We start from the raw sequence: 16244 nt of genomic DNA on the forward strand, positions 1-16244 counted from the left end.
TGAGACGCCTCGATCGATCAGGCATTGCCGCGGATCATGTCCGATGCCTTTTCGCCGATCATGATAGTCACCGCATTGGTATTGGAGCCGACGAGGCTCGGCATGATGGAACTGTCGCAGATGCGGATGCCATCGAGGCCGTGGACGCGCAGTTGCGGGTCGACCACCGACATCTCGTCCCGCCCCATCTTGCAGGTGCAGGTGGGGTGATAGGAGGTACGCCCGTATTGGCGCGCATAGGCGACATAGTCTTCCTGCGTGCGCACGTTTCTATCGGGAAAATGCAACGTTTTGATGCATTTCTGCAGGGAAGGCTGGCCAAAGATTTCCTGACTGATCTTCACGCCTTCAGCGGAAATCCTTACATCGTCGGGGTCGCCGAGGAAGTTCGGATCGATAACGGGCAAGGCGCGCGGATCGGCCGAGCGCAAGGTCACGGTTCCGCGCGACTTCGGCCGAAGCGTATAGGAGTTGAGCGTGATGCCGGACGCGCCCTTCGGCACGCTCGGTACGCCTGCCTCCGCCCCCGCGCCCGCAAGGAAGTGGAACTGCAGGTCCGGGGTCGGGCTCGCCTCGTCGCCATACCAGAACGCCCCACCCTGCACGACGTTGGAGGTGATGCGGCTCGCCTTGTCGCCATACCAGAACGCCCCACCCTCCACGAGGTTGGAGGTGATGGGGCCGGACTTGAAGAGTGTGTACTGAATGCCTGCCCAGATCGACCAGTGCAACTTGTTGTATTTGTCGAGGCTATCGTGGTTCTTCAGTTCCGCGACGATGTCGACGCCAAAATGGTCCTGGAGGTTCTGCCCTACGCCGGCCATGTCCTGCACCACCTCGATGCCGTGGCTGTTGAGCGCATCGGCCGGCCCGACGCCGGAGAGCATCATCAGCTTCGGCGTGCCGATGGCGCCAGAGGTAAGAATCACTTCGCTTTCCGCCCGCGCCGTCGTGCGGTAGCCGCCGGCCTCATAGTCGACGCCCACCGCACGGAGTCCCTCGAAGACAATGCGCAGGACAAGCGCACCGGTGACGACCGTCAGGTTCGGACGCTTCAGGGCCGGACGCAGATAGCCGACGGCCGCCGAGCAGCGCCGGTTGTCGCGCGTCGTCGTCTGGTAGACGCCCGCCCCCTCCTGCACCGGGCCATTGAAATCCGGATTGTAGGGAATGCCGAACTCCTGGCAGCTCTGCACGAAGGCGCGCGTCATGCGTTGCGGCTCGGGGATGTTGGAGACGCCGAGCGGGCCATCCGTTCCATGCCAGGCACCGGAGAGGATCGAATTGCCCTCCGATCGCAGGAAATATTTCTGGATGTCCTTGAAGCCCCACCCTTCCGCGCCTTCCTCGACCCAGCGATCATAATCGGCGGGCACACCACGCGTGAAAACCTCGGCATTGATCGACGACCCGCCCCCGAGCACCTTGGCCTGCGCGTAAAGGATCTCACGGTTGTTGGCGTGCTTCTGGGGCGCGGTCTTCAGGCCCCAAGTGAGCGGCCCCGTCGTCATCTTAGCGAAGCCAACGGGCATGTGGATGAGCGGATTGGTATCGCGCCCGCCCGCCTCGATGAGGCACACTCGCGCGGACGGGTTTTCCGAAAGCCGCGCCGCCAGCACGCACCCGGAGGTACCGCCGCCGACGATCACATAATCATAGCCAGCGGCCATCATGCGATCCAATGCGTGCGCTTGCCGATCTCGACATGAACGGACTTCACCTGCGTATATTCCTCTACCCCATACATCCCGGCCTCTCGGCCCCAGCCGGACTGCTTGAAGCCGCCGAGCGGCATTTCGGGACCGCCGGCCATGATCGTGTTGACCCAGAAGCGCCCGGCGCGAACCCGGCGGCTCACCATCAGTGCCTTGTCGATATTCTTCGTCCAGACGCTCGCCGCAAGACCGTAAACCGTGTCATTGGCAAGCTTGATGGCTTCTTCCAACGTATCGAAATGCATGGAGCACAACACGGGGCCGAAAATCTCGTCGCGGGCGATGACCATGTCGCATGAAACGGCGGAGAAGAGCGTCGGCGCGATATACTGGCCGCGACCAAGATTGATCGGCCCGCCGCCGGTGAGAAGTTTTGCGCCCTCGGCCTTGCCCTTCGCGATGTAGTCGAGGATCGTGGCGTTCTGCGCCTCTGTCGTAATGGCCCCGACCTGAGTCGCCTCGTCCAGCGGATCGCCGACGCGGATCTTCTTCATTTTTTCGACGAGCAGCTTTTCGAATTCGGCGGCGATGGAGCGCTCGACGATCAGGCGCGAGGAGGAGACGCAGCATTGCCCGGTGTTAAAGCTGATGCCGAAGGCCGCGCCGTCGGCGGCGTCTTCCAGATCGGCATCGGCGAAGACGATGATGGGGTTCTTGCCGCCAAGCTCCAGGCCGAGCTTCTTGAAGTTGCTGTCGGCTGCCGCGTGGACGCAGGAGCGGCCGACGGCTGTCGAGCCGGTGAAGGACAGCATGTCGACGTCAGGATGCTCGGACAGCGCCTGGCCAATCCTGCGGCCGGCACCGGTGATGACGTTGTAGACACCGGCCGGAAGGCCCGCTTCCGCCAGCACTTCGGCGAGCAGCAGCGTCGTTGCAGCGGTGACTTCCGACGGCTTCACGATCATCGTGCAGCCAGAGGCGAGGATGAAGGGCACGCGCTCGCAGAGGATCAGGAACGGGAAGTTCCAGGGCGTGATGAGGCCGACGACGCCGATCGGCTCGCGCAGCACCATGCCGAAGAGATCGTCGCCGAGCGAGTTGAAGCTGTCTCCGTGCAGCATGCGCGCCGCACCGGCGCCCGTTTGGAAGCAGGCGATGCAGTGATCGATTTCACCTCGCGCTTGGGAGATCGGCTTGCCGTTTTCCAGCGCCTCCCAATAGGCGATTTCGTCGCGACGGCGGCGCAAGATTTCAGCAACGCGCAACAGGACGCTTCCGCGGGCCGCACCCGAAAGGCCAGCCCAGCGGCGATCTTCGAAGGCGCGGCGCGCCGCGGCGACGGCGGCGTTCAGATCATCGACCGTGCAACGAACCGTGCGCGTGACAGGCGTGCCGTGGCCGGGCGACGTGCGTTCGAAGTATTGCGCGCCGTCTTTCCACTCGCCATCGACGAAAAAGCCGAAGGTGCGCGCTGCGGCCGGGGCAGAAAGGAACGGGTTTTTCTGGTCCACGGGATACCTCCACTTCGATAGGTCTTACGCCGCAATGGCGATTTGCGTCTTCAGGTCGTGCGGCCGTTCCCCGAGGGTGTCGAAAGCCGCCTGGATATTCTCCAGGGAGTAGCTCGCCTTGGTGAAATCATCCGTGCGGAACCGGCCATGCGATAGAAGGGTCAATGCGTCATGCATATCCTCCCCCATGCCCGCGACGGAGCCCTTGAGGCTCGTCTCCTCCAGAACCGTGCGGAGGATATCGAGGGGGACCGTCTCGCCCCGCGACGTGATGCCGAAGAAGGCGATGTGCCCGCCGCGGCGCGTCAGGTCGAAAGCCTGTTCATAGAGCTTTCTGTTGCCGACGCTTTCGACCACCAGATCCGCGCCGCGTCCGCCGGTCATCCGCAGCACGGTTTTCTTGAGCTCGGCCGGATCGGACACCGCCGCATCCGCGCCGGCTTCGAGAGCCATCCGGGAGCGCTCGGCGGACAGATCGGCGACGATAATGGGGGCCGCGCCGACGAGCCGCATCATCTGCACATGAAGATTGCCGATCGGCCCTGCGCCGAAGATTACGACCGACTGGCCGAAGGTCGCCCTCGCCTTGCGCGCGGCGCGGACGACGCAGGCGACCGGCTCGGTGAGGACGAGAACTTCGTCAGCGATGTTAGCCTCAACGGGGATCGCGAGGCGCGCGGGCACGGCGACGAATTCGGCGAAAGCCCCATCCCTGCCGATGCCGACCTGGGTGACCTCGGCGCAGTTCAACACCTCATTACGCCGGCACCAGAAGCATGTGCCGCAGCCGATATTAATGTCGACGACCACGCGCGTACCAGGCGCCAGATGGCGCACATTGGTGCCCATCTCAGCAATCGTGCCGCAGAACTCATGGCCGGGGATCAGCGGCAATTGGTCAGCGGCGTAGTGGCCGTTGAAGATATGGATATCCGTGCCGCAAATGCCTGTGCGCGTTACCCGCACCAGTACATCATCCGGCCCGACGGACGGCACCGGAACGTCGCGGAGTTCGAAGCGCTTCGGCGCAGTGAGGACAGCGGCGCGCATGGTGCTCATGGCCAGATCCTCACTTCACGGTGCGCAGCTTTGCGCGGTCGATGGTCAGCGCGATGGCGACGATCAGCACGACGCCGAAAACCATCTGCTGGCGCGTCGCGTCGATCTCGAAATAGAGCATCGAGGCGCGGATGACGGCAACAATGAGCGTACCGACCACGGTGTTGACGACACCGCCGACGCCACCTGTCAGCGGCGTACCACCGACGAGCACCGCAACGATGGCCGGCAGCAGGAAGCCGTTGGCGATCGTCGGCGCACCGCCCGAAAGCTTTACAGCAAAGAGGAGGCCGGCAATGGCGGCGAGTGCGCCCGAGATCGCGAAAGCAAGAATCTTGTAGCGGGCGACATTGAGGCCTGAGGCCGCGGCCGCGAGTTCGCCGGCACCGACGGCCTTCAGGGCACGGCCAAGCGTCGTGCGTCGCTCGATGAAGAGGCAGATCGCGACGAGCGCCGCGGCAATCAGCAGCTCATGCGGCACGCCCCAGGTGCGGCCGATCATCCAGCCGAAGGTCTCGTTGCGCTGTGTGGCATCCATGTTGAGTGCGCGCTGGCCGGAGAGCCATTGCGCAATAGAAAAGGCGACACCGCCGACAGCGAGCGTGGAGATGAAGGACGGCACGAAAAGCCGCGTCGTCACATAACCGGAGAGCATGCCGAGCAGGAAGCCGGCAAGCACGCACAGCACGGCGACCCACGCCCCCATGGAGGCGAGATATACCGAGGCGACGACCGTCACCATGTTCGCCATGGACTGGGCCGAAAGATCGATGCCCCCGATATAGATAGCAAAGGTGAGCCCGAGCGCCATGATGAAGAGCGGCACGATATCCCCGGCGATGCCGAGTAGGTTCGAAGGGCGCAGGAAGCCGGGATCGTTGACGCCGACGATCGCGACGAGCACGACCAGCGTGATCCAGGGTAGGTGCGGTTTGAGGCGCTGAATATCCATCTCTTCCCTCAGATCATATGGTGCAGCAGGTCGAAGGGCGTGGGCTTGGCGCCCGGCTTACAGGCGAATTGCTTCTGGATGCGCCCGTCCTTGACGACGATGATGGTGTGCGACAGGCCGATCCCTTCTTCCAGCGTATCGGCGACGAGCACGATGCCGACGCCTGCCTCGCCCATCGCGCGGATCATGTCGTAGACGTCTTCCTTCGCGCCGATGTCGAGGCCGCGCGTCGGGTGGTCGAGCAACATGATGTCGGAGCCGGCGGAACGCCATTTGGCCAGCACGACCTTCTGCTGATTGCCGCCCGAGAGATTGCCGCAATCGGCAAATTCCGAATGTGCCTTGATCGAGAGTTTCTTGATCCAGTCGCGCGCCAGCGCCCGCTCCTCGTTAACGCGCAGTACCCCCCCGCTCGAATGGTTCCGCATCTGCGAGAGCGTCATGTTCTCGTAGACGTTCATGCCGGCGACGATGCCTTCGATCTTGCGTTCGCGCGGCACATAGCCGACCCCATGGGCGACCGACTGGCGCGGCGAATAGCCTGTGGCGTCAGCGCCCTTGATCTTGAGACGGCCGGTCGCCGGCGTCAGCATGCCGTAGATCGTGCGCAGGATCGCCTCGCGCCCGGAACCTTCCGTGCCGACGAGACACAGGACTTCACCGGCATGCACTTTGAACGAGATATCCTGGATGCTGCCCGGCAGTCCGACGGCCGCCATCTCGACCAGCACCTTCGAGCCATCGAACGGCTTCTGCAGGTGTTCTCGGTAATATTGCTTGTCGACGTTGCGGCCGACCATCTTGTGCTGGATGGCCTCCGCCGTCGCGCCGCCCCGCTCTACCACGTCGACCACCTCGCCGTCCTTCATGACATAGATGCGGTCGGAGAGCTCCATCACCTCTTCCATGCGATGCGAAACGAAGATGAAGGAGGCGCGCGTCGTCAGCTCCCGCACAAGCTTGAAGAGCAGCTCGACCTCTTCCTTCGATAGAACCGAGGTCGGCTCGTCGAGCAGGATGACGAGGTCGCCCTTCACCCGCTCCTCCAGTGTCAGAACCTTGGCGAGTTCGACAAGCTGGCGCTGGGCGAAGGAGAGTTTCGAGGTCACCGTCACCGGGTCGATGTCGAGCTTCACCTTGGCGAGCTGCGCCTTGGCCGCGCTCGCCATCGCCTTCCAGTCGACCACGCCGAAGCGGACGAACTGGCGCTCGTAGCCGAGAAAGATGTTCTCCATGACAGAGAGGTTCGGGATCAGGGACTGTTCCTGGAACACCATCCCGATGCCCTTTTCCATCGCCTGGCGCGGATTGGCGAAGCGAACGGACGCGCCGTTGATAAGGACCTGGCCGCCATCCGGCTGGTAGGCGCCGTAGATGACCTTCATCAGCGTGGATTTGCCGGCGCCGTTCTCACCGACGAGACCGACGATCTCACCGCGCTTGATGTGGAAATTGATAGACTTCAGCGCGTGGACGCCGGGGAATTTCTTGTCGACGGCTTTCAGCTCGTACATGGCGCTCCTCACTTAACGAAGGAAACCATCTTGCGGTCGGTGGAAAGCACCACCGCAAGAATGACGAGGAGGCCCAGCACTCCGTCCTGGAGGAAATCGGGCAGACCGATGACGACCATGCCGTTGTCGATGACGTTGACGATAAGAACGCCGACGAGCGCGTTCCACACGCCGCCGATGCCGCCCCAGAGCGCCACGCCACCGACGACCACAGAGGTGATGGAGACGAACATGAAGTTTGCGCCCGTCACAGATTCCGCCTGCCCGATGCGGGCGACGACGAGGATCGCGGCGATGGCGTAGAAGACGCCGGCGAGCGCAAAGCCGGTGACGCGGACGCGGGTGACGTTGAGGCCCGAGGCGTGAGCGAGGTCCTCGCCGCCGCCGACAGCGTAGAAATTGCGGCCGAGCGTCGTGTGGGTTTGGATGAACCTGCCGACGAACAGGAAGAGGGCCGCGACATAGACCATCAGCGGGAAGCCGAGCCAGCGCACCGTGAGCAGGCCGCGGAAGGTGGCATCGCTGACCTTCACGATATCACCGCCGGTCAGCAGGATCGCGGCACCGGTGCCGACAAAGCCCATGGCGAGGCTTGCCATGAAGGACGGGATCTTCAGTTTCACATGCACCAGCCCGTTCAAGAGCCCGAGCATGCCGCCGAGCACAAGCACAAGCGGAATGGCTATCCAGCCGAAGCCGGCGAGCGTGCCGCCAAGCTGGGCGAAGATGAAGGCGAAGGAGACCGCCGTGAGCGAGACCGTTCCCTCCATGGAAAGGTCGATCGAACCCATGACGATGATGAAGGTGACGCCGACGGCGACCATGAGCGCCGGGGCCGCCGCGATCGCGATACGGGCAAAGTTCCGCAAGGAAAAGAAGGTCGGGTTGAGTGCGGTGAAAAAGATCAGCAGCGCGATCAGCACCAGTAGCGGCGCCCACTTGATCAAGGTTTCGCGCGAAAGGCGACGTGTCACGTCAGACACCCCTCTAATGGTTTCGCAGGAGATGTGGCGGCAGCGTACGGCTGCCGCCCTGCCTATGGTCAGGACTTGTACTGGATCTGACCGTTCGACGGGCCCCAGAAGTCCTTCCAGTCGTAGGTCGGCACGGAATCCAGGTACTTCGCCTTGAATTCCGCCGCGTCCTTGGCCGTAACGAGAATCGTCGGGCCATAGAATTCGCGATGCTCCTTCGGCTCCTCGGAAGGTTTGAAGGTGCCGATGGCGGCATGGTAGGCGAGTGCAGCGCTGATGCCGCCGCCCCAATGCGGATTGGTGAAGACGGTGGCGAGTAGCTGACCATCCATGACCATCTGCACGGCTTCCGGATTGCCGTCATAGGCGACGATCGGCATGTTCTCGATGCCCTCGGCACGCAGCGCCTCGATGACGCCGTAGGCTATGTTGTCATTGGCGCAATGCACGCCCTTGATCTTGTCACCGTAGCGCGTCAGGAACGAGGCCATCAGTGCCGCGCCCTTCTGTGTGTCCCAGTCGGCCGGCTCGGCATCGAGCAGCTCGACCTTCGGGAAGTCCTTCAGTGCGTTCTTGAGGCCGTTGAGGCGCTCGACGGCCGGATTGTTGGCTGCGATGCCGCCGAGATGGACCACGCCACCCTCACCGCCCATGGCTTTGAAGAGGATGCGGGCGGTTTCTTCCGCCGGCTTTTCGTCCGACCAGGTCATGTGCGAGACATAGTTGTCGCCGATGTCCCAGGGGTGCAGGTCGTCGGTCTTGTTCCAGATCGTCGACACATAGGCGCCGGCAGCTTGAACGGCCTCGACGACCGGACGGGCGTTCGGGCTGTCATTGGCATCGCAGGCAATGGCGCAATTGCCATTGTTCTTGGCAAGGAAGGCCTTGATGTCAGCGAGCGACTTTTCCGTCGAGCCCTCGTTGATAAGGCTGATGAGTGTGCTCTTCGGCTTGCCGAGCGACTCCACGAAGGCCTCGCCGCCGGAGACGACAGAGTTCCAGTATGCCGAGGCGCGGTCGCGGTAGCTCCAGGCAATCGCCGGGTCTGTCAGCGCGGCGCGTGCGATGCCGCCACCGAATAGTCCCGGCACGGCAGCCGCGCCCATGCCGGCCGCAGCTGCGAACAGAAAATTGCGACGGCTGACCGTTTCGCGCTCGATGAAATCCTTGATAAAGGTCGACATTGGTTCCTCCCAATCTTCGATTGAAACGCTTCGCGCGTCACGACTGGCGCTGCTGTCGACAGGAGAGCCTTGCCTTCGGGCGAGGCGCTCCGGCGTGACCTACGCCATTTAACGCACTAACCAGTTACTTCTTTTAGTTTGCCCAAGTCAAGCGGTTTCAGTATGATCAAGACAAGCAATCGCGTCGAACGGCTGTGACGGACGGCGACGCGCGTGTATGAGTTGCAGGGAAGAAATCCCGACCGCGGCAGAGGGCAGGCGCAAAACATGACGGGCGAACGAAACGAAAAACCGGGACGAAAACCGCGCATCCGCGACGCGGAAGCCACCAAAGCGCGCATCCTCGAGGCGGCAAAAAAAGAATTTGCAAAGAAAGGCTTGGGTGGGGCGCGCGTCGACGACATCGCAGAGAAGGCGAAGGCCAACAAGCGCATGATCTACCACTATTTCGAGAGCAAGGAGGGCCTGTTCCAGACCATTCTCGAAGAGGCCTATCTCGATATTCGCAACGCCGAGCAGAAGCTGCACCTGGAAGATCTTGACCCGAAGGCAGCGCTCGAAAAACTGGTGCGCTTCACCTGGGAATACTACCTGAAGAACCCGGAATTTCTGACGCTCGTCAACAGCGAAAATCTGCATCGAGCCAAGCACCTGAAAAAGTCGGAGATCGTCAAGGTCTCCAGCAGGAAGCTCGTGAACTTGGTCTCGAGCATCCTTGAGCGCGGGGTGAAGGCGGGCGTCCTCCGCGACGGCATCGATCCCGTGCAGCTCAACATCACCATCGCGGCCGTCGGCTACTACTACCTGACAAACCGCTTCACCGGTTCGATCATCTACGAGCGGGACCTGATGGCCAAGGACGCCCTGGAGCAGCGCATCCAGTTCAATATCGATACGATCATGCGGCTCGTTGCCGCTTGACGTTACCGGCCGGCGGCACATTCCCTGAAACGGTCCGGAATCAAGGAAGTCGCGGCGGTGGCAGGCGTCGGTCGCAACGGCATCTTACGTGCTTTCGGGAACCGGCCGACCCTCCGAAGCGACACGCAAGCAGGTGCTGGCGGCGGCGGATGGGTTGTGTTGCAAAGTTTTTCTGCGTCATGAAGGTGGTCGAGACCGACCGCTGTCATGCCGCCAGTATGGCGAACTGCTCGGCCAGGGAGGGATTTGGGTTGAACGCGTACCTTGCCTGTCGCTTGTCCGCGAGGCCTCGGCAAACAAACGGGCTGCGGCGGCAGTTGGATGAAGTCGCCGCCCGGCGTGTAGAAGGCGCGATTGCCGCCGATGCGAATTTCTGCGCCGCTGGGAGCGATGAACGCCTCGGCCTGCGGGATGATTTCGCGTTTGGGCAGCGGCTCAGACTGGGTGTAAAACTGCTCGGGCAGGCCCTCGCACTGCGCGACATTGAAGACGGTGAAACGCTTGAGGAAGGGCACCGCCTGCGGCTCGGTGTCTTCTTTTCTAGCGCGTTCCTTCTCGTTCTTCGGGATGAAGCGATCGGCATGAACGATAGTCGAGCCGTGCTCGCCTTTTCGACATTGCCGCAAGCGAAAGCGCCTGCCGGAAGGTGAGCCAGTTCTGGCCGGGGTGGCCGCGCTCGATCAGCGCGCCCCACAGGATCAGGATGTTGATGCCGGAACGTTGCGACCGGTGGCGGCATTCTTCGGCAAGCCAAGAGCTGATTTGGCGCTGCCCCAAGGGTTTGACCCAAGGCAGCGAGCCCCGCTCCAGATCTGCGATGATGCGGTCGGTGATCTCGCAATAAAGGCTCGCCCTTGGAGCCTCGTTCTTGTTCCCGCCCACTTCGCCACGGGCACCACGCTTGCCGGTCTGCGCATGATCTTCGTTTCCGGTCGCTAATCTCCCGCGCCTTACCCGTGAGTGGGGTGGGCGGCAGAAAGCGACTGGCTTGGCCCGCTGAACGAGGCGGGCCGCACCCGGAGGGCCGCAACGGAGTGGAGAATGTGAGCCAAGCAGGCATTGCGGCACGCCGCAGCGGGCTTAGAAAGGAGCGTCGCCCACCCCGCGAGCGGGGGCTGGCAACACAAAACAAAACCGCATCGCGAAGCGATGGCCTGAAGCAGCTATCAAATCGCCCTGACCGGCATATCGCTCAAGAGCGACTTGCAGGGCTACATTTGCTTTGAACGTTCTGGGAATGGTGCCGAGCGGTGATCATCGCGCTGACGAGGAGCTCCTGACTATGCCGTAGGATAAGTTCATCACGTCATTGAGGAAGCCGTGGTGACGCCGGCCTGATTCCGTCCACACCTTTGCGCCGGATTCGACCGTTCCCGGCTACTCCGGAGTTTCGTTCCGAGCCCCTTGCCGGCGAAAGCGGGATATGGTGCAGCTGCCATAACATAGCGACGGTATGTGATGAGTTTAGTTTGGGCCGGTGCTTTCGTTGAGAAGCCAAGCCCCGCCCGCGCTCTCCACGCCGGATCGGGCCGCAGCGCTGCGCCGGCTCCCGCTCAGCCTCCAACGAATAGAAAGTCTGCTGTCCGGCGCTCCAGGAAGTATGCGTCTCAATCCGCAAACAGGATAGGCGGCAACGCGAGCCGAGGGCGCAGCGCAGTTGGCCAGTTGGCCTATCGCTTGGGCTTGCGGGTCGCTCGCGAGCACGGCGACGACGCGCTTCAAACTCCCTTGCCGCGCTCTGATGGGTCATATCCGACGGCTGTACCAGGCAGCAAGAGGCCGAAGAGATGACCCGTGCCAGAGCTCGGTTTAATCGCCGCGCAGAATCTTTGCTTCGAGTGCGGCCACGACGAAAGCGCCTCGAGCAGCTGGCGACCGAGCCTTCCCACGCAGCACCTGCAGACACACGTCCATTGCTATCCTACTCTTCTCGGTCTGACGACCAATATCCCGCAGCAAGATAGCGGCGGCGTCATTGACGTCGAGCACGATACGCTCTGAGCCATGGCGGCCGACCTGCACAATGACTGGCCTTTCGAATCTGCTCGAGCCGGCCATCTCCCCTCCCCCTTCCCTCCTTGACAGCCAGTCTGCGGCGGCAGGCCGAATGCTAAACCGAATGTTACTCGCGCCTCGCCCCAGTCGCATCGGCGAATAGGATTTAGACTTTTGCGGTGCCCGCTTTGCAGGCAGCAATCCACTGCATCGCAGAGGTCGCATCCTCTAATATGCCAACCTGCTTTGCAAAGTCGTAAAGCGCGTTACGCGCCGCACCTACAGGCTTGTGCCCATCGTAGGCATCATGGCACGTCCTAAGGGCAGTTTCGTGGGCACGATCTCTGCGATCTGGCGGCCATTCATCGAGATGATCGATGGCTTCGGCAAGACTTGCAATCTCTTGCACGATGTAGGTGGAGCGCTTCACGAAAATGGGGCTGCTGAAAGCCTCGGCCTTCATTTGTTCCTCCCGACCTGCTGAACAGCCAGTTCACGTGAGGCAGGGGCCACATCGGCGCCCGCCGATCGTCGCACAAAGTGTCGTCGGCGCGATGACGCTTCAAGAGGGAAACGCGGGCGTGATGCCATCGGCCATTGGCCGAAGCATCTCAAGGCGCTCTCAATGGTCAAGCGGTGGCCGGTTCTCTCCGCTTCGTTCGGTATGCTCTGCATTCGAACGGCAAGTTGCAGTTCCTTTGCGGCGGGATCGACACCCCAGCCGAGGGAAGCTCGAATCCTTGCCTACCTCATTGACGAGCTCAACCCGGTCAGTGATGCAGATTGCATAGAAGAAAACTCGCCAAGTTCGCCGACACAAAACGCCTGCGGTATGCGCACGGCGCCCGCGCCTGGGAATGGATTGAACGAGCCCCTGGAATGCTACCAGGCACCCTCGGCCCGTAGTCGAAGTCACGCATGGAGAGGCGGATGCGGTAAAACGCGCACGCCGGGGTTCGCAGCGGAGATGAAGAAACCGCCTCGGTAACGAGGTAAGGCGCTTTATCCCTACTCAAGCCAGGCCAAGCGCCGGGGCTGCGGCAGCGGGTGCGTCAGGGATGCGTGCCCGAAGGGGTGAAGACGACCGCAGGCCGGCTTCAGCGAAGCCCGCAGCCCGGCCCGCAGGGAGACGCCCACCTGATCTCTTCCCGCGCCGATCCGCGAGGCATCGATAAGCCAGGCGCGGCATGCGCCCTTCTCATCCGTCGAGAACCACTGCGGTCGCGTCGACGCAGATCCCCACTGCCGCAGGTCTTGCTCGGAATTGCGATAGCGATGCCAAGAAATGGAAAGTGCCGAAGAATACGATTGTTCGCTCTTTACCAAAACTTCTGCGTGGCATTTTAATTGCATGAATGGAGATTGAAGAACGAAAATACCCAGGAGAGCTAGCCTTCCCGCTGCAGATCCACGAGCTTGCGGAAGAGTACCGCAAGGCGGCAACCCTGCTGCTTCGGCTCGGCCGGCCAGGCAAGCCGCTCACTCGAGCGCCGTTCAGATTGTCGGCAATCCATGCGATCGAACTCTATCTGACCGCGCTTTTGCTCCACCGTGGGCACAGCCCCAATCAGATCCGCAAAATGCAGCACGATCTGTCGGCGCGCACGGAACTCGCCTTGGAAGCGAGGCTGCGCCTTCGCGCGAAAACCGCCCAACATCTTCACTCCCTCAGCCAGAACCGGGAATATCTCGTGACCCGTTACGGCCCGGAGCTGGCTGCAACCGCCTCGCAGATAAACCGGCTTACCGCTACTCTGGACGAGGTGGCGGCAAAGTTAACCATATTGATCGGCTTGTCCTCAACTTTGCCGCAGCCGTCGGTCTTACGCCGAAGACCTCGCCTTGATGCGCGCGATGCTGTCGGGATCCGAGACGAAGTCATCGAGGAAGTCGCTCCACTTTTCGGCCGAGCGGCGAGCATGGGTAAGCATCTGTGTTAGCTCGTCAATGCCGTCGTCGGTGAGAGCGGTTATTGCCTTCTCCGTACCGTCATGGACACTGATGATACTGCCAGAGCTGAGATTGTCATCGTTGCTGACGATCGCCTGAAGGAGCTCGAGATCCTCCCCGATCATTTGCGAAACGTGGTCGATTGTGAAGACGTGGGTTATTGTCGGCATCAAGCGGCCTCGGCGTAGGTCACGGTGACAGGTATCCAACTCCAGGGAAGAGTTTCGTCAAGGTTGATGCGAAGTCAAAGGTGTCCAGCCGTCTTCTGCCAGTGCGCCACGGCTCTCGGGCGTCTATATAACCTCGGCATGGAAATTGCGCCGACACTCAAACGTGCTTGAACGCGCGCACCTTCGCTACCTGTGCACTTGCACAGGTTGTAGGCAGGCCTGCCGAAGGCGCGGATCGAGTGTTCCTGCGCATTTGTTCATTGTTGGCACCCCGGACACTCAACCGTGTTGCTAGAACAACCCACCTGCTCCGTTCCAACAGCAGCATTGGCCACCGGAACGCTCCCCTTGCGCGCACTGAAAGGCGATGCCGGCGCTCAGGCAGTCGGAGTCAGTCATGCCGAGGCGCCATTTCCTTTTCCTCTCAAGTCGCTCGAGCCGCACGCGCTCTATTCGCTCTGGAGTCCAGTAGGTTGGGTCGCGGTTGGCTCGATCGGGGGTCCGGCGTCTTTCAATTTAGCTATAGGCTAGGAAAAGCTCCTTAGATCCCGCAGTCAGGAGTCCACCAATCGGTCGAGATGGCTGCGAACCGCGTTGCGGGCGGGATTGGGTGCTCCGACGGATCGATACCCAATACCTGCGCCATTTCTTCTTCGATGGCATATTGTCGCCCCTAGCTAAGTGGTGTGGACAAACCTGATCCACACGACCTAGCGCGATTGGAGCCAACCGGCCTGGGACCTGGCGGCCGGCCTCTGGCTCTACGCCGCAAAGATCGGGGCCGATTCCGCGCGTCTGCATCGAATGACGGAAGTCAAAGGTGGTCTCGGAACGGGGTGCTCGGCATTTATGATCCGACCGAGCGCCAGCGAGTGACCCGTCGGCGGGCTCGACGGCGGCATCATGTCAGGGGACTTCGGCCTCCAGCCGCGCGAGGAATGCCGAGACCTCGGCGTCGATGTCGATCGGTTCAGTCACCGTGGGTGACATCCTAGCTACTCCCCCGATCATCTCCGATTTAATTCAGATTTGTCTGTAGATATTGACGATTGCGCGACCTTCACCTCGTAGACGGCAATGCGGGCAGTTAGAGAGGGTCCTATGACAAGCGATTTTTCCGCCGCCCGAGTGCATTTAGATCGAGCGTATGACTACCTTTGTGGCGATGACCCGATGAGTCGAAGGGGACGCTAAGCCTTGGACCTGTTAATTGAGGCGGTTGCCGTCGAAGAGTTCAAGCAGCCACGCCAAAACGCGGAGGTGCTAAGGTTTCCGATTGGGCGCCGCTTCTGAGGCAATCTCCACGACCGCCATGTAGCCTCAGGTGAGGCGCTCACCGGACGTATGCGCCGCCACTATGAACCATGGTGAGCAAATCCTCCCAGAACGCCACGCCCCGCATGAGCCGAGGCGGGCAATAGAAAATGGGGGCCCAAGCGCGCGTCCATGAAACAGCGCCGCAGGTAAATTCAGCAGAATGTCCATCCTGGCGCCTTCAGCGGCGATGCGCAGCCAGTTCTTGCGGTGACTATCGGGTGGCCGGAGTCCTGGCGCCCGCGCGGCGGCCACACCGTAAAGACCGAGTGGACCGTTAACGCGGGAATCCTGATGGCGCTCACCTCTCATTATATCGGTCGCGCGCAACGTTTGCGGATCATCCGCTGCACCGATCGTGCCAAATGAATAAAGCCTTCAATTACAAATGGTGAGCCGCCTCATCCATGTCCTATCTCCGACGTCGTTCACGTAAAAGGCTCGGTGCTTCCACGCTCTTTTGCTCTTCGCCCGTCCCTCTTCCGTCTTGACTAGCAGGAGCCTACGGCCTATCTCACTGCCGCGTTAGCACTCGCTTCTGGTGAGTGCTAACCACGCTCCGGCAACGGAGAACCGTTCAACATCCGCACCAGGGAAATCCAAAAATGGCAAAGTCGAATTTCCGGCCGCTGCATGACCGCGTGGTCGTTCGCCGGGTCGAGTCCGAAGCGAAGACCGCCGGCGGGATCATCATCCCCGATACGGCGAAGGAAAAGCCGCAGGAAGGCGAGATCATCGCCGTCGGTTCCGGCGCCCGTGACGAGGTCGGCAAGCTCGTCCCGCTGGACGTCAAGGCCGGCGACCGCATCCTGTTCGGCAAGTGGTCGGGCACCGAAGTCAAGCTCAACGGCGAAGACCTTCTGATCATGAAGGAAGCCGATATCATGGGCGTCATCGGCTGACACGCCGCCTTTCATCCGCACCATCCAATCTGAATTTCGGGCGAAATGCCCAGGAGTAAAAAATGGCTGCCAAAGACGTAAAATTCTCCCGCGACGCTCGTGAGCGCATGCTGCGCGGCGTCAACATCCTCGCCGACGCGGTG

Annotated in this window: 13 protein-coding genes and 2 pseudogenes; 4 read left to right on the forward strand and 11 right to left on the reverse strand. The window is 61.7% G+C overall.

The annotated features are described in order from the left end of the window. Positions 1–17 precede the first annotated feature (17 nt). From NKJ32_RS27080 to NKJ32_RS27110, 7 genes are all read right to left on the reverse strand, one after another. Complete coding sequence (locus tag NKJ32_RS27080) at positions 18–1670, reverse strand: GMC family oxidoreductase (protein ID WP_352642356.1); 1653 nt, start codon at positions 1668–1670, stop codon at positions 18–20. Further along, positions 1670–3166, reverse strand: a complete 1497-nt coding sequence (locus NKJ32_RS27085) for an aldehyde dehydrogenase family protein (protein ID WP_352829427.1) — start codon at positions 3164–3166, stop codon at positions 1670–1672. The genes NKJ32_RS27080 and NKJ32_RS27085 overlap by 1 nt, the downstream gene beginning before the upstream one ends. A gap of 24 nt (positions 3167–3190) precedes the next feature. Next, entirely contained in the window at positions 3191–4162 is a 972-nt protein-coding gene (locus NKJ32_RS27090) for a zinc-dependent alcohol dehydrogenase (protein ID WP_352529041.1), read from the reverse strand. A 73-nt stretch (positions 4163–4235) separates the two neighbouring features. Next, on the reverse strand, positions 4236–5177 hold the full coding sequence (locus NKJ32_RS27095) for an ABC transporter permease (protein ID WP_352496352.1): 942 nt from the start codon (positions 5175–5177) through the stop codon (positions 4236–4238). Between the two features lie 8 nt (positions 5178–5185). Further along, entirely contained in the window at positions 5186–6691 is a 1506-nt protein-coding gene (locus tag NKJ32_RS27100) for a sugar ABC transporter ATP-binding protein (protein WP_352578180.1), read from the reverse strand. A gap of 8 nt (positions 6692–6699) precedes the next feature. Beyond that, positions 6700–7665: an ABC transporter permease gene (locus NKJ32_RS27105; RefSeq protein WP_352496350.1), complete on the reverse strand. Its 966-nt coding sequence runs from the start codon at positions 7663–7665 to the stop codon at positions 6700–6702. Positions 7666–7733: 68 nt separating this feature from the next. Beyond that, positions 7734–8849, reverse strand: coding sequence for a sugar ABC transporter substrate-binding protein (locus tag NKJ32_RS27110; protein WP_352578179.1), 1116 nt, complete (start codon positions 8847–8849; stop codon positions 7734–7736). A 267-nt stretch (positions 8850–9116) separates the two neighbouring features. Between NKJ32_RS27110 and NKJ32_RS27115 the strand changes: the two genes are divergently transcribed. Next, positions 9117–9770: a TetR/AcrR family transcriptional regulator gene (locus NKJ32_RS27115; RefSeq protein WP_352517369.1), complete on the forward strand. Its 654-nt coding sequence runs from the start codon at positions 9117–9119 to the stop codon at positions 9768–9770. Between the two features lie 353 nt (positions 9771–10123). On the opposite strand, the pseudogene NKJ32_RS27120 reads toward NKJ32_RS27115, so the two are convergent. The 3 genes and pseudogenes from NKJ32_RS27120 to NKJ32_RS27130 all read right to left on the reverse strand — a co-directional run. Continuing rightward, positions 10124–10838, reverse strand: a pseudogene (locus NKJ32_RS27120) (ArdC-like ssDNA-binding domain-containing protein); the annotation flags it as partial. Between the two features lie 741 nt (positions 10839–11579). Beyond that, positions 11580–11828 (reverse strand): DUF982 domain-containing protein, encoded by a 249-nt coding sequence (locus tag NKJ32_RS27125; RefSeq protein WP_352578178.1) that lies wholly within the window; start codon positions 11826–11828, stop codon positions 11580–11582. 103 nt (positions 11829–11931) lie between these two features. Beyond that, positions 11932–12228, reverse strand: a complete 297-nt coding sequence (locus NKJ32_RS27130; protein WP_352578177.1) for a DUF982 domain-containing protein — start codon at positions 12226–12228, stop codon at positions 11932–11934. An 892-nt stretch (positions 12229–13120) separates the two neighbouring features. Here NKJ32_RS27130 and NKJ32_RS27135 point away from each other — a divergent pair. After that, positions 13121–13705 (forward strand): hypothetical protein, encoded by a 585-nt coding sequence (locus tag NKJ32_RS27135; protein WP_352578176.1) that lies wholly within the window; start codon positions 13121–13123, stop codon positions 13703–13705. On the opposite strand, the gene NKJ32_RS27140 is transcribed toward NKJ32_RS27135, so the two are convergent. Further along, positions 13589–13885 (reverse strand): hypothetical protein, encoded by a 297-nt coding sequence (locus tag NKJ32_RS27140; protein WP_352578175.1) that lies wholly within the window; start codon positions 13883–13885, stop codon positions 13589–13591. The genes NKJ32_RS27135 and NKJ32_RS27140 overlap by 117 nt on opposite strands. A 1101-nt stretch (positions 13886–14986) precedes the next feature. Here NKJ32_RS27140 and NKJ32_RS27145 point away from each other — a divergent pair. Then, a pseudogene (locus NKJ32_RS27145) lies at positions 14987–15178 on the forward strand (hypothetical protein). Positions 15179–15804: 626 nt separating this feature from the next. Continuing rightward, the gene (gene groES / locus NKJ32_RS27150; RefSeq protein ID WP_352458515.1) at positions 15805–16101 is read left to right on the forward strand and encodes a co-chaperone GroES; all 297 of its coding nucleotides are present in this window, start codon (positions 15805–15807) and stop codon (positions 16099–16101) included. Positions 16102–16244: the final 143 nt, after the last annotated feature.

Source organism: Mesorhizobium sp. M0159 (genome assembly GCF_040322295.1).
Classification (GTDB): domain Bacteria; phylum Pseudomonadota; class Alphaproteobacteria; order Rhizobiales; family Rhizobiaceae; genus Mesorhizobium.

Excerpts from the sequence above, each read along its gene's own strand:
- NKJ32_RS27080 (WP_352642356.1), bottom strand. The coding sequence starts at position 1,670 with ATGGCCGCTGGCTATGATTATGTGATCGTCGGCGGCGGTACCTCCGGG.
- NKJ32_RS27095 (WP_352496352.1), bottom strand. The coding sequence starts at position 5,177 with ATGGATATTCAGCGCCTCAAACCGCACCTACCCTGGATCACGCTGGTC.
- NKJ32_RS27100 (WP_352578180.1), bottom strand. The coding sequence starts at position 6,691 with ATGTACGAGCTGAAAGCCGTCGACAAGAAATTCCCCGGCGTCCACGCG.
- NKJ32_RS27110 (WP_352578179.1), bottom strand. The coding sequence starts at position 8,849 with ATGTCGACCTTTATCAAGGATTTCATCGAGCGCGAAACGGTCAGCCGT.
- NKJ32_RS27115 (WP_352517369.1), top strand. The coding sequence starts at position 9,117 with ATGACGGGCGAACGAAACGAAAAACCGGGACGAAAACCGCGCATCCGC.
- NKJ32_RS27125 (WP_352578178.1), bottom strand. The coding sequence starts at position 11,828 with ATGGCCGGCTCGAGCAGATTCGAAAGGCCAGTCATTGTGCAGGTCGGC.
- NKJ32_RS27130 (WP_352578177.1), bottom strand. The coding sequence starts at position 12,228 with ATGAAGGCCGAGGCTTTCAGCAGCCCCATTTTCGTGAAGCGCTCCACC.
- NKJ32_RS27135 (WP_352578176.1), top strand. The coding sequence starts at position 13,121 with ATGGAGATTGAAGAACGAAAATACCCAGGAGAGCTAGCCTTCCCGCTG.
- NKJ32_RS27140 (WP_352578175.1), bottom strand. The coding sequence starts at position 13,885 with ATGCCGACAATAACCCACGTCTTCACAATCGACCACGTTTCGCAAATG.
- groES (WP_352458515.1), top strand. The coding sequence starts at position 15,805 with ATGGCAAAGTCGAATTTCCGGCCGCTGCATGACCGCGTGGTCGTTCGC.